At 71.7% G+C, this 12,131-nt stretch carries 11 protein-coding genes and 1 riboswitch; of the genes, 3 read left to right on the forward strand and 8 right to left on the reverse strand.

Going from position 1 to position 12,131, the window contains the following annotated elements; translation table 11 throughout:
- The first annotated feature begins 84 nt into the window (after positions 1 to 84).
- The 3 genes from H4Q84_RS05800 to H4Q84_RS05810 are packed head-to-tail and all read left to right on the forward strand — an operon-like array spanning position 85 to position 2,731.
- Positions 85 to 624, forward strand: a complete 540-nt coding sequence (locus H4Q84_RS05800; RefSeq protein WP_248582454.1) for a DUF402 domain-containing protein — start codon at positions 85 to 87, stop codon at positions 622 to 624.
- A gap of 35 nt (positions 625 to 659) precedes the next feature.
- A complete protein-coding gene (locus H4Q84_RS05805; protein WP_248582455.1) occupies positions 660 to 1,589 on the forward strand; it encodes an alpha/beta hydrolase in 930 nt (309 codons plus the stop codon).
- The gene (locus H4Q84_RS05810) at positions 1,589 to 2,731 is read left to right on the forward strand and encodes a PQQ-dependent sugar dehydrogenase (protein ID WP_248582456.1); all 1,143 of its coding nucleotides are present in this window, start codon (positions 1,589 to 1,591) and stop codon (positions 2,729 to 2,731) included. The genes H4Q84_RS05805 and H4Q84_RS05810 overlap by 1 nt, the downstream gene beginning before the upstream one ends.
- 107 nt (positions 2,732 to 2,838) lie before the next feature.
- Here H4Q84_RS05810 and H4Q84_RS05815 read toward each other — a convergent pair whose 3' ends face one another.
- The 8 genes from H4Q84_RS05815 to gatC form a co-directional block, all read right to left on the reverse strand.
- Positions 2,839 to 3,648 (reverse strand): ECF transporter S component, encoded by an 810-nt coding sequence (locus tag H4Q84_RS05815; RefSeq protein WP_248582457.1) that lies wholly within the window; start codon positions 3,646 to 3,648, stop codon positions 2,839 to 2,841.
- Positions 3,641 to 5,245, reverse strand: coding sequence for an ABC transporter ATP-binding protein (locus tag H4Q84_RS05820; protein ID WP_248582458.1), 1,605 nt, complete (start codon positions 5,243 to 5,245; stop codon positions 3,641 to 3,643). Before H4Q84_RS05820 ends, H4Q84_RS05815 begins: the two co-directional genes overlap by 8 nt.
- Positions 5,242 to 6,315: an energy-coupling factor transporter transmembrane component T gene (locus tag H4Q84_RS05825; protein WP_248582459.1), complete on the reverse strand. Its 1,074-nt coding sequence runs from the start codon at positions 6,313 to 6,315 to the stop codon at positions 5,242 to 5,244. Before H4Q84_RS05825 ends, H4Q84_RS05820 begins: the two co-directional genes overlap by 4 nt.
- Positions 6,312 to 7,163 (reverse strand): hypothetical protein, encoded by an 852-nt coding sequence (locus tag H4Q84_RS05830; protein WP_248582460.1) that lies wholly within the window; start codon positions 7,161 to 7,163, stop codon positions 6,312 to 6,314. Before H4Q84_RS05830 ends, H4Q84_RS05825 begins: the two co-directional genes overlap by 4 nt.
- A 5-nt stretch (positions 7,164 to 7,168) precedes the next feature.
- Positions 7,169 to 8,527, reverse strand: a complete 1,359-nt coding sequence (locus H4Q84_RS05835) for a hypothetical protein (RefSeq protein ID WP_248582461.1) — start codon at positions 8,525 to 8,527, stop codon at positions 7,169 to 7,171.
- Between the two features lie 96 nt (positions 8,528 to 8,623).
- Positions 8,624 to 8,706, reverse strand: a riboswitch (cobalamin riboswitch).
- 95 nt (positions 8,707 to 8,801) lie between these two features.
- Positions 8,802 to 10,295: an Asp-tRNA(Asn)/Glu-tRNA(Gln) amidotransferase subunit GatB gene (gene gatB, locus H4Q84_RS05840; protein WP_248582462.1), complete on the reverse strand. Its 1,494-nt coding sequence runs from the start codon at positions 10,293 to 10,295 to the stop codon at positions 8,802 to 8,804.
- Positions 10,292 to 11,806 carry an Asp-tRNA(Asn)/Glu-tRNA(Gln) amidotransferase subunit GatA gene (gene gatA, locus H4Q84_RS05845; protein WP_248582463.1) on the reverse strand — a complete coding sequence of 505 codons (1,515 nt, stop codon included), beginning with the start codon at positions 11,804 to 11,806 and terminating at the stop codon, positions 10,292 to 10,294. The genes gatB and gatA overlap by 4 nt, the downstream gene beginning before the upstream one ends.
- Positions 11,806 to 12,105: an Asp-tRNA(Asn)/Glu-tRNA(Gln) amidotransferase subunit GatC gene (gene gatC, locus H4Q84_RS05850; RefSeq protein WP_248582464.1), complete on the reverse strand. Its 300-nt coding sequence runs from the start codon at positions 12,103 to 12,105 to the stop codon at positions 11,806 to 11,808. Before gatC ends, gatA begins: the two co-directional genes overlap by 1 nt.
- Between the last annotated feature and the right edge of the window lie 26 nt (positions 12,106 to 12,131).

Genomic DNA, 12,131 nt, shown 5'->3' on the forward strand with positions numbered 1-12,131 from the left:
GACAACGCCCGGCCGACTCCTCGCCAACCGCCCGGTGACGTGCGGGTGACCACCCCGCGACATACGTGACTAACCTCGTCGCCTATGCAGCCGCGCTACCAGCCAGGGACCACGATCCGCCGCTGTGAGGTCCTGCACGGCCAACTCTGGATGGAGCACCCCGTCACGGTCGTGGCCGATGACGGCGACGTGCTCGCCGTACTCCTCGAGCCGGGGTCGACGTTCGTCTTCCCTGGGCATCCGTTCGGGCCGCACCCTTGGGGCGCGCACGAGCAGTGGGGCGCCTCGATCGTGCTGCAGCTGTTGCGGGCGGGCGACAAGTACGGCGTGTGGAAGTTCTACGAGACCGATGGCACGTTCCGTCACTGGTACGTCAACTTCGAGGCGCCGATCGTGCGCCACGACGACGGCTTCGACACCGACGACTACGGCCTCGACCTGATCGTGCACCCCGACGGCCGTCGGGAGTGGAAGGACGTCGAGCACCTCAACGCCCAGATGACGCAGGGCCGCATCACGCTCGAGACGGTCGGTGAGGTCCTCGCGGCCGCCGAGGACGTGATCGGCCTGCTCGACGAAGATGAACGCTGGTGGGCGCCCTGGGACGACTGGACGCCAGCCTGACCGAATCCATGCGGGTGCTCGGGCACAATCGAGGCATGTCTGCACCTGTCACCGACGACTCCGTCACGACCGACGCCTCCCTCGGCTTCGAGGAGGTCCGGGCCGACGACGGCACCCACCTGCGCGCCTGGACCAACGACCCGGAGGGGGTGATCAGTGCCGCCGGGGGCCCGACGGTGCTGCTGTGCAACGGGCTGGGCACCAACCCGTGGGCCTGGCCGGCGCTGCTCGACCCGAACTGCGGCGTACGCGTCGTGTCGTGGAACCACCGCGGCACCGGCGGTTCCGACCGTCCGGCCGACCCGCAGCGCGTGGGCATCGAGGACTTCGTGAGCGACGCGCTGTCGGTGCTCGACCACTTCGGTCTCGACCGGGTGGTGGTCCTGGGCTGGTCGATGGGTGTCAACACGGCGTTCGAGCTGGCGCTGCGCAACCCGGAGCGCGTCGCGGGCATCTTCGCCGTCGCGGGCGTGCCGGGCGACACGTTTGCCACGATGCTCGGCCCGCTGCGCCTGCCCGGCCGGCTTGCCCACCACCTCGCTGTCGGCATCGCGAGGACCGTGCGTCCGGCGGGGTGGGCGCTCACCCCGATCACCTCGCGGCTGCCCATCGGAGCCAACGTCATCCGCGTGCTCTCGCACACCGGCTTCATGCTGCCGGTGGCTGACATCGAGGTAACCGCGCGGGCGGTGCGCGAGTTTCTCACCACCCCCGTCGGTTGGTACCTCCACCTCGCCCTGCGCACCTCCGAGCACGCCCGCGTCTCGCTCTCGAAGATCGACGTGCCGGCGTTCTTCGTCGCCGGCCGCTGGGACGTCCTGGCCGGTTCCCGCGACATGGCCAGCGCGGCCGAGCGGCTGAAGGAGTCGACGTACGTCGAGCTCAGGGGCAGCCACTTCCTGTCGCTCGAGCAGCCAGAAGTGGTCCACGGACTGCTGCTGGAGTTCCTCGAGCGAGTCGGCTGATGCGCCGACGCGGCGTCGTACTCCTTGCGGGTCTCGTGAGTACGACGCTGCTGGCGTCGTCCTGCTCCGGCGAGCCCAACACGGGCGACCCCACCGTCACCGCCAGCCCGGGTGCATCCGAGGCGCCGGCGGCCCCAGCTGCTTCGGATTCGCCCGCACCCACACCTGCATCGGGACCTCCGAAGGTCACGGGCACCATCGCGGAGGGCCTGGCGGTGCCGTGGGGCATCGCGTTCCTGCCCGACGGCACGGCGCTCGTGACCGAACGGGACACCGAGCGCGTGCTGCTCGTGCCCGGCGACGGCACCGTCGAGGAGGTCGGCACCATCGAGTCCGCGGCTCCCGAAGGCGAGGGCGGCCTGATGGGCGTCGCGGTCTCGCCCGACTTCGCGACCGACCAGACCGTCTTCTTCTACCTCACGACCGCCGACGACAACCGCATCGTGCGCGCGACGTACGACGGCACCGCGCTCTTTGACGTCGAGCCGATCTTCACCGGCATCCCGAAGGGGTTCATCCACGACGGCGGCCGGCTGGCGTTCGGGCCCGACGGGTTCCTCTATGCGTCCACCGGCGAGACCGGCGACGGCGATCTCGCCCAGGACCGCGACTCGCTGGGCGGCAAGATCCTGCGGCTCACGCCGTCCGGGGATCCCGCGCCGGGCAACCCCGATGGCTCGGCGATCTGGAGCCTCGGGCACCGCAACGTGCAGGGGCTGGCGTTCGACGACGGCGACCGCTTGTGGGCGAGCGAGTTCGGCGACTCGACGTGGGACGAGCTCAACCTGATCGAGAAGGACGCCAACTACGGCTGGCCCGAGGTCGAGGGCCGCGCCGACAACGGCGGCACCGGCTTCGTCGACCCGCAGGTGGTGTGGCATACGAGCGAGGCGTCACCCTCGGGGCTGGCCTGGCTCGACGGCTCGCTGTGGCTCGGCGCCTTGCGCGGCGCGCGGCTATGGAAGGTGCCCGTCGACGGCGAGCGGGCCGGGACGCCGCGCGACTTCTTCGTAGGCGACTACGGCCGGCTGCGCACCGTCGTCGCCGCCCCCGACGGCACGCTGTGGGTGACCACGTCGAACAAGGACGGGCGGGGGAATCCGGCTCCTGAGGACGACCGGATCCTGCAGGTCACGCCGTAGGTGGTCCCGCAGCGATACCCGGCTGACCGGGTGTCCCGTCGCCTCGGCGTCGTTGCAACGCACACACAGCGTCGGGAACGACGCCAGAGCCCGGGTACGACGAGCCCTCAGCGCTGCTCCACGACCACCCGCCGCGACGCCCGCCGCAGGGTGCTGAGGATCGCCGGGCCGAGCACGATCAGCATCAGCGCGGTGGTGACCGCCCGGCCGGTGTCCCAGCTGCCGGTGGACGTCAGCAGCGTGTAGACACCGAAGCGTTGCAGGTTCTCCACCAGTGGCGCGCCGGCGACGAACGACAGCCCGCCCTCGTGCCCGGGCACGACGATGCCGAGGGTGAAGGGCCAGCTGGAAAGGTTCATCAGCAGGCCGAACGCGTACGCCGACACGACGCCGTACACGACCAGCACCGCGATCTCGGCGCGACCGGTGAAGCGACGCGGCAGGAACCCGGCACCCATGCCGATCCACGCCGACACCAGCATCTGGAACGGCAGCCACGGGCCGACGCCGGCGGTCATCAGGGCGCTCGCGAAGAGCGACGTACAGCCCAGCGCGAAGCCGAACCCCGGCCCGAACACCCGACCGGCCAGGATCAGCAGGAAGAACACCAGCTCGATGCCGGCGGTGCCCGCGCCGAGCCCGCGCAGGATCGCGTTCACGGCGCTCAGCACGCCGAGGATCGCCAGCACGCGCGCGTCCATGCCGCCCTCGGAGAACTCCGCGAGCACCACCACGATCACCAGGGGCAGCAGCGCCAGGAAGATGAACGGGGGGTCGATCCGCGCGTTCTCGGGCACCCGCACCAGCAGTGGCCAGGCCAGCATCATCAGGCCGGCGACGGAGGCGACGGAGAGTACGACGACCGACCGGGCCCGCAGCGGCACGGCCCGGAGCGCGAGCTGCCCGGACTCACCCATCGGTCACCGACAGGGCCTCGGCGACCTCGTCGACGCGCAGCCACGGCGCGCCCAGGATCTTGGTGACCTGCGGGGCGAACGCCGGCGACTGTGCCAGCACGGTGCGCGCCGGACCGGCCGAGACGACCTCGCCCGAGGCCATCACGATCACCTCGTCGGCGACCCGGGCCGCGAACTCGACGTCGTGGGTGGACACGAGCACGGCGTGGGCGGCATCGGCGAGGTCGCGCAGGATCGCGGCCAGCGTCTCTTTGGCCGGGTAGTCGAGGCCACGCGTCGGCTCGTCGAGCAGCAGCACCCGCGGCCGGGCGGTGAGCACGATCGCCAGCACCACCGCCAGCCGCTGACCCTCCGAGAGGTCGCGCGGATGCGCGGCGCGGTCGATCCCGGGCACCAGCCGGTCGAGCAGGTCGCTGCACGTGCCCGCCTCGGCACCGGTGTCGGCGGCCGCGCACTCCTCACGGACCGACTCGAGGTAGAGCAGGTCGGCGGCTGTCTGCGGCACCAGGCCGACCTGGGCCCGCCGGGCGGGCGCGTCGAGCTTCGCCGGGTCGAGCCCGCCGGCCTCGACGCTGCCCGCAGTGCGTCGCCCGGATCCCTGGAGCGCCCACAGCAGCGACGACTTGCCCGCGCCGTTGCGGCCCATCAGCGCGGTGACGCCTCCGGCGTGCAGGTCGAGGTCAACGCCCGCGACCGCGCGGGTGCGGCCGTGCGTGACGCTCACCCCGCGGGCGGTCAGCAGCACGTCGCTGCCCACGCGCCCGTCGTACGGCGTCGCGCCAGCAAGCCGGGAGGAGAGTGAGGCAGCGCGCCGGCGGGCATCGCGCACGCTGAGCGGCAAGGGGTCCCAGCCGGCGAGCCGGCCGAGCTCGACGATCGGGGGAACCACCGGCGAGGAAGCCAGCACGGTCGCCGGCTCGTCGACGAGCAGCCGGCCGTCGCCGGTGAGCAGCGCCATCCGGTCGGCGAACGGCACCACGCGCTCGAGTCGGTGCTCGGCGAGCAGCACGGTCAGCCCGAGGTCGTGCACCAGCCGGGTGAGCGTGGCCAGCACCTCCTCGGCCGCGGTCGGGTCGAGGGCGGACGTGGGTTCGTCGAGCACCAGCAGCCGCGGATGCGTGGTGAGCACCGACCCGATCGCCACCCGCTGCTGCTGGCCTCCGGAGAGCGTGCGCAGGTCACGCTCGCGCAGGTCGGCCAGTCCCAGCAGGTCGAGCGTCTCCTCGACGCGACGTCGCATCGTGTCGCCGGGCAGGCCGAGCTGCTCCATGCCGTAGGCGAGCTCCTCCTCGACCGTGTCGGTGACGAACCCGGCCAGCGGGTCCTGGCCGGCGAAGCCGATCACATGCGCCCGTTCGCGCGGTGGCTGGTGCAGGATGCTCCGCCCGTCGAGAAGTACGTCGCCGGTCAGCCGGCCGCCGCTGAACCGTGGCACCAGGCCGGTCAGCACCCCGAGGAGCGTGGACTTGCCGACACCCGTACGTCCGGAGACCAGCACCAGCTCGCCGGGCTCGAGGGCGAGGTCGACGTGGTCGAGCACCGCCGGTGACTCGTCGTCGGCGGAGTAGGAGAAGACGATGTCGCGCAGCTCGATCATCCGACCACCCGCGGCGGTGGCGCGAGCACGCCCGCCAGGGCACCCACGAGGATGCCGACCAGGGCGAGCACGCTGACGACGGGCCAGTCGACGACGCCGGGATGGGCGACCAGCGGCTGCTGCTGGCCAAGGGACCACCCGACGTACCCGGTGAGGAAGCCGGTGACGGCGACGAGGATGTCGGGCCACAGCCACGCGTCCGGCCGGTAGCGGGTGCGCTCGACGCGGCGGCCCGCCGACTCCAGACCGGCGACGGCGGCGACGGCTCCCCCGACCAGCATCGGCACGGCCAGCGCCCGCGGGGCGGTGCGGTCGAGGACGGCGTAGACACCGACGCAGATGCCGCACAGCCCCACGAGTAGGAGGGTGCCGGTGGTCCAGCGCTGGCGACGGGAGAGCCCGGGAGCACGGCCGTAGCCGCGCAGGTCCATGCCGGCAGCCAGTGTCAGCGAGCGCTCGAGCGCGTCCTCGAGCACCGGCACCAGGAAGCGGCGCAAACGTCCGACTCGGCCCGTGCTGCCGCCACGCAGGGCCTGCGCCGCACGCACCCGCCGGGCACTGTCGGCCAGCTGCGGGAAGATCGTCACCGCGACGACCAGCGACGTACCGATCTCGTAGAGAGCGGGCGGCACCGACTTCAGTAGCCGCTTGGGGTTGGCCAGCGCGTTGGCCGCGCCGACACACACCACGATCGCCGCCAGTCGCAGCCCGTCGTACAGGCCGGCGAGCAGCCCCTCGCTGGTCAGTGGTCCGAGCAGCCGCACGCCGGTCACCCAGCCGGGCAGCGGGACAGCGGGCAGGTCGAGCAGCACATGACCGCCCTCGACGCCCCCGAAGACAATGCGGAACAGCACCCGGATCACCACGATCGCGACGCCGAGCCACAGGTACAGCCGGAACGACCGCGACCACGGGTGGTCACCGCGACGCAGGGCCACGACCAGCGCGGCGACGGCCACGAGCAGGAGCAGGATCAGCGGGTTGGTGGTGAATGACGCAGCAGCGGCCAGCCCGATCGCCCACAGCCACCACGCCATCGGGTGGAGATCACGGGCGATCCGCGAGCTCATCGAGGCGACCCCCGCCGTCGTACGACGATCGCAGCGCCGCCGCCGACCAGCAGCGCGGCCAGCACGGCCAGCACCAGCCAGGTCGGCACGGCCGACGCGGCGGCCGAGTCGTCGCCCGCATCAGAGTCGGGCGCCGAGACGGGCGAGGGCGACTCGGCAGACGACGGGGCGACCGAGGAGGGGACAGCAGACGAGGGCAGGGCCGTCGGCTTCTTGGTCGGCTTCTTCTTCGGCGGTGACTTCGACGGAGTGGCCGACGGCGTGGGGGTGGCAGTCGCTGACGGCGTGGGCGCCGAAGTCGGGGTGGGCGTCGGCTTCTTCGTCGGGGACGGAGTGGGCGTCGGCTTCGGAGTGGGCGTCGGCTTGGGCGACGGCCGCACGCTCGCGGGCACCCCGGGGACCCGGCGGTCGGCGGAGGACTGCCAGGCGAGGCCGACGTAGCCGCCGGAGGGCACGCGCAGCCCGCCTGCGGCGATGCTGGAGTAGACCCACGAGCCGTTCTTGCCGTCGGACCAGAACAGGCCCCAGTAGGCATCACCGGGCGGGGTGTTGACGCACGGGTCGTCGGCGGGGACGCCGTTGATCCGGCAGATGAAGCCCGGGAACCGCTGCACGTAGGTCAGCGAGTAGCCGGCGGCGCCGAGCATCGCCGCGGCGTTCTTGCTCGCTCCCCCGGCATCGCACGAGGTCTGTACGCCGCCGCCCAGCGTGCCGAAGTCGACCACGACGCTGACGCCGGACGACGTCGCGCAGGTCGCCGCACCTGCGGGGGGAACAGGGACGCTGACGCCCGTCGCCGCGGCCAGGATGACCGCGGCGACGAAGCGTGCAGCGAGGCGAAGCGTCACGAGTGTCAGTTGCGGACGAGGACGTTCGTCTTGGCGACGGAGTCGGCCGTCTTGACCTTCACCGTGCGCTTGGCGTTGCCGGTGGGCATCGTCAGCTTGGCCGCGACCTTGGCCCCGCTCGCCTTGCCGACGATCCGCTTGAAGTCGCCCTTGACGGAGATGCAGGCGCGCTCGCCACCGGACAGGCCGAAGGTCTTGAAGCGCACCTTCGTGCCGGCTGCGGCACGCGCGGTATTGCCCCTGACCGACAGCTTGTCGGTCGACGCGGGCGCCCACTGCAGGACCGGCAGGGCCTGGGCGGTCGCCCGGCGCCACTGGTCGGTGGTCTCGTCGGTGATGCCGGCCGTGCGGGCCGCCTTGACCGCCGAGTCGTCGTACGCGACGGCACCGAGGCTCTTCGAGAGGGCGCTGCGGCAGCGGCTCTTGTCGATCGGCTGACGCTTGCGCACCCAGACGGCCGCACTGGCAGCGGCGTCCTTGTTGTTCAACGAGCCCAGTGCCCAGCCGGCCAGGCCGGTGCTGTTGGTGTTGGCCTTGCCGGTGGCACCGACCGTGCCGAAGGCGCCGCTGGCGGCCTGCTGCGCGGCCAGCCACGTGCCGGCCTTGTCCAGCGCGGCCTTGACCTCGGGCGAGTTGTCACCCGACGCGGCCAGGTTGACGACGGCCAGCGAGGTGGCGTCGAGGTCGGCGGCGCTGTCGGCCGCCCCGTCGACACAGCCCTGCGCGCCGGTCAGGCTCTTACTGAAGTTCAGCCGGAACCAGCCACCCGCGCACTGCTGCGCGAGGAGGAACTTCACCGCGTCGGCCGCGCGGGCCGACTTGGCCTCGGTGAGCGCCCGGGCAGCGAACGACTGGCCGACGACGTTGGCGAAGTCGCCGTACTTGGACTTGTCGGAGATGCGACCGGTGACCGGTGCGGCGGTGGCCACCCGGCCCTCGAGGCGGGTGACCAGGTTGACCCCGCCGTACGACGTCGGGTTGCCGCCGGCGACGCGCGCGAGCGTGGCGGCCTTGGCCGTTGCGCCGGCGTAGGTGCTGTCGGGGTCGTCGGTGCCGCCGGAGATGTAGGACTGGATCTTCGAGCCGACTGCGCCGCTGATGGTCTTCACCGCCGAGTCGTTGCCGGTCTCGTCGAGGCCGAGCGCGACGTCGATGCTCAGCCCGTAGTCGGGACCGAACTCGCCGACGACGAGGCCGTCCTTGAGCTGGGCCTTGATCCAGTTGGACGCCAGCGTGGCGGCCGAGCCGTCGAGCTTCCCGGGAGCGGCCTTGGGGGCTGCCTGGGCGGGGGTGCCCGTCAGGGTGGTGAGAGTGAGTGCCGCCGAGGCCACGAGGACTCCGGCGGTGCGCAGGGTGTGCGCCATGATGTTCCTTCCCGCTGCTCGCGGGCTGCCCCGGCGAAATTCGGGGCGAACCCGCCGTTGTTCCACGACAGCGATGTTCGGGACGCTCACGGGGATGGTCCGGCTCGCCAGGACCAGCCATTTGATGGCCGGTCCGGGCCTACGGTTGCGGGTCAGCGCCGGGTTTCGACCGGCTTCCCTCCGCGAACGAAGTTTGATGTTGTCTGACGCCGCAGACTACCTCTAGTCCACCCCACGTCCGACCGCGGTCGGGGCGTGGGACGGACCGGCAGGATCAGGTCAGCTTCTCGAGGATGAGCTCACGCACGCGGCCGGCGTCGGCCTGCCCGCGCATCTCCTTCATCACCGCGCCGATGAGCGCTCCGGCAGCCGCCACCTTGCCGTCGCGGATCTTGTCGGCGACGTCGGGGTTGGCGGCGATCGCGTTGTCGACGGCCGTGCCGAGGGCACCGTCGTCGGACACGATGGCCAGCCCACGGGCGGCCACGATCTCCTCGGGCGTGCCCTCGCCGGCGTACAGGCCCTCGAAGACCTGCCGCGCCAGCTTGTCGTTGATCGAGCCTGCGTCGACGAGCTTCTGTACGCCGGCCACGTCGGTCGGGGAGACACCGAGATCGGCCAGGTCGACACCGGTGTCGTTGGCCCGCCGGGCCAGTTCGGAGAGCCACCACTTGCGGGCCGTCTGCGGGCTGGCGCCGGCGGCGATGGTCTCCTCGACGAGCAGGAGCGCACCGGCGCCGACGGTGTCGCGCATCTCGAGATCGGTGAAGCCCCAGTCGGACTGCAGGCGGGCCCGCCTGTCCTGCGGCGGCTCGGGCAGCTCGGAGCGCAGCTGCTCGACCCACTCGCGACTTGGCGCGACCGGCACCAGGTCGGGCTCGGGGAAGTAGCGGTAGTCCTCGGCGTCGGACTTCTCGCGACCGCTGGTGGTCACCCCGGTGTCCTCGTGCCAGTGACGCGTCTCCTGGAGGATCGACCCGCCGCCGTCGAGGATCGCGGCGTGCCGCTGCATCTCGTAGCGGACCGCCCGCTCGACGCTGCGCAGCGAGTTGACGTTCTTGGTCTCGGTGCGGGTCCCGAGCGAGCCGGTGCCGACCGGCGCCAGCGACAGGTTCACGTCGGCGCGGATCGAGCCCTGGTCCATCCGGGCATCCGAAACGCCGAGCGCGACGATCAGGTCACGCAGCTGCGAGACATAGGCGCGGGCCACGGCCGGGGCCTTCTCGCGCGCACCCATGATCGGCTTGGTGACGATCTCGATGAGGGGGATGCCGGCTCGGTTGTAGTCGACCAGCGAGTAGTCGGCGCCGTGGATGCGGCCCGTGGCGCCACCGACGTGCAGCGACTTGCCGGTGTCCTCCTCCATGTGGGCGCGCTCGATCTCGATCCGGTAGGTCTCGCCGTCCACCTCCACTTCGGTGAAACCCTCGAAGGCGATCGGCTCGTCGTACTGGGAGGTCTGGAAGTTCTTCGGCATGTCCGGGTAGAAGTAGTTCTTCCGCGCGAACCGGCACCACTCGGCGATCTCGCAGTTGAGCGCGAGGCCGATGCGCATCGCCGACTCGACCGCGACCCGGTTGACGACCGGCATCGCGCCGGGGAGGCCGAGGCAGGTCGGGCAGGTCTGCGTGTTGGGCTCGGCGCCGAACCCGGTCGGGCAGCCGCAGAACATCTTCGAGTTGGTGTTCAGCTCGACGTGGACCTCGAGGCCCATGGCGGGGTCGAACTTCTCGAGCGACTCCTCGAACGTCAGCAGTGCGTCACTCATCGGGTGGCTCCTTCGAGGGTGGGCGCCTGGTCGAGCAGCGGGCCGCCCCACTGCTTCTCGAGCAGCGTCTCGACGGCTGCGCCGACCCGGTAGACCCGGTCGTCGGCGAGTGCCGGGGCCAGGATCTGCAGGCCCGACGGCAGGTTGTCCTCGGCGGCGAGGCCGTTGGGCACCGAGATGCCCGGCACGCCGGAGAGGTTGGCGGGGATGGTGGCGAGGTCGTTGAGGTACATCGCCAGCGGGTCGTCGATCTTCTCCCCCAGCTTGAACGCCGTCGTGGGCGCCGTGGGCGAGATGAGCACGTCGGCCTTCTCGAAGGCGGCGTCGAAGTCGCGCGAGATGAGGGTGCGCACCTTCTGGGCCTGGCCGTAGTAGGCGTCGTAGTAGCCGCTCGACAGGGCGTAGGTGCCCAGGATGATCCGGCGTTTCACCTCGTCGCCGAAGCCGGCGTCGCGGCTGGCCCGCATGACCTCCTCGGCCGAAGGGTTGCCCTCGGGCAGCACGCGCAGGCCGTAACGCATCGCGTCGAACTTCGCGAGGTTGCTCGACGCCTCCGCCGGCAGGATCAGGTAGTACGTCGCGAGCGCGTGCACGAAGTGCGGGCACGACACCTCCACGACCTCGGCGCCGGCCGCGACCATCACGTCGACGGACTCCTGGAACCGGGCGAGCACGCCGTCTTGGTAGCCCTCGCCGCCCAGCTCCTTCACCACACCGATGCGCACGCCGGCGAGGTCACCGGTCGCGCCCTGGCGGGCCGCCTCGACGAGCGATGGCATCGGTTGGTCGATGCTGGTGGAGTCGAGCGGGTCATGGCCGCCGATGATCTCGTGGAGCAGCGCGGCGTCCATGACGGTGCGGGTCACGGGGCCCGCCTGGTCGAGCGAGTTGGCGAGCGCGACGAGGCCGTAGCGCGAGACGCCGCCGTAGGTCGGCTTCACGCCGACGGTGCCGGTCACGGCGCCGGGCTGGCGGATCGAGCCGCCGGTGTCGGTGCCGATGGCCAGCGGGGCCTCGAAGGCGGCCACGGCCGCAGCGGACCCGCCGCCCGAGCCGCCGGGGATGCGGTCGAGGTCCCACGGGTTGTGCGTGGCGCCGTACGCCGAGTGCTCGGTGGAGGAGCCCATCGCGAACTCGTCCATGTTGGTCTTGCCGAGGATCGGCAGGCCGGCGGCGCGCAGCCGGGCGACCACGGTCGCGTCGTACGGCGGGATCCAGCCCTCGAGGATCTTCGAGCCGCACGTCGTGGGCAGCCCGCGGGTGGCCATCACGTCCTTGACGGCGATCGGCACGCCGTCGAGGGTGCTGGCGGCGTTGCCGGCCGCACGGCGCTCGTCGGAGGCTGAGGCCTGGGCCAGAGCGCCCTCGCGGTCGACGTGAAGGAACGCGTGTACGGCGCCGTCGACGGCGTCGATGCGGTCGAGGTGGGCCTCGGTGAGCTGCACGGAGGTGACGGTGCCCTCGGCAAGGGCCTGGGCCATGTGGGCGGCGGTGCTGCGGGTCTCGGTCATCAGGCTTCCTCGTCCAGGATGCGCGGCACGCTGAAGCGCTGCTGCTCGGAGGCCGGCGCGCCCGACAGGGCCTCCTGGGCGGTCAGGCTCGGAGTCACCACGTCGTCGCGGAAGACGTTGGTCAGGGGCAGCGCGTGGGAGGTCGGCGGGACGTCTGCGCTGGCCACCTCGTTGATGGAGTTGACCGACTCGAGGATCACCGACAGCTGCGGTGCGAGGTGGTCGAGCTCGGCGTCGGACAGGTCGATCCGGGCCAGGTTGGCGAGGTGCGCGACCTCGTCCCGGGAGATTTCAGGCATGCGCGCGATCCTATGACCCGGCAGCA

The sequence above is a fragment of the Nocardioides sp. InS609-2 genome (assembly GCF_023208195.1).
Classification (GTDB): domain Bacteria; phylum Actinomycetota; class Actinomycetes; order Propionibacteriales; family Nocardioidaceae; genus Nocardioides.

Bases quoted from the DNA above. Each gene is read 5' to 3' on its own strand.
- H4Q84_RS05800 (WP_248582454.1), top strand. From the start codon at position 85: ATGCAGCCGCGCTACCAGCCAGGGACCACGATCCGCCGCTGTGAGGTC.
- H4Q84_RS05805 (WP_248582455.1), top strand. From the start codon at position 660: ATGTCTGCACCTGTCACCGACGACTCCGTCACGACCGACGCCTCCCTC.
- H4Q84_RS05810 (WP_248582456.1), top strand. From the start codon at position 1,589: ATGCGCCGACGCGGCGTCGTACTCCTTGCGGGTCTCGTGAGTACGACG.
- H4Q84_RS05815 (WP_248582457.1), bottom strand. From the start codon at position 3,648: ATGGGTGAGTCCGGGCAGCTCGCGCTCCGGGCCGTGCCGCTGCGGGCC.
- H4Q84_RS05820 (WP_248582458.1), bottom strand. From the start codon at position 5,245: ATGATCGAGCTGCGCGACATCGTCTTCTCCTACTCCGCCGACGACGAG.
- H4Q84_RS05825 (WP_248582459.1), bottom strand. From the start codon at position 6,315: ATGAGCTCGCGGATCGCCCGTGATCTCCACCCGATGGCGTGGTGGCTG.
- H4Q84_RS05835 (WP_248582461.1), bottom strand. From the start codon at position 8,527: ATGGCGCACACCCTGCGCACCGCCGGAGTCCTCGTGGCCTCGGCGGCA.
- gatB (WP_248582462.1), bottom strand. From the start codon at position 10,295: ATGAGTGACGCACTGCTGACGTTCGAGGAGTCGCTCGAGAAGTTCGAC.
- gatA (WP_248582463.1), bottom strand. From the start codon at position 11,806: ATGACCGAGACCCGCAGCACCGCCGCCCACATGGCCCAGGCCCTTGCC.
- gatC (WP_248582464.1), bottom strand. From the start codon at position 12,105: ATGCCTGAAATCTCCCGGGACGAGGTCGCGCACCTCGCCAACCTGGCC.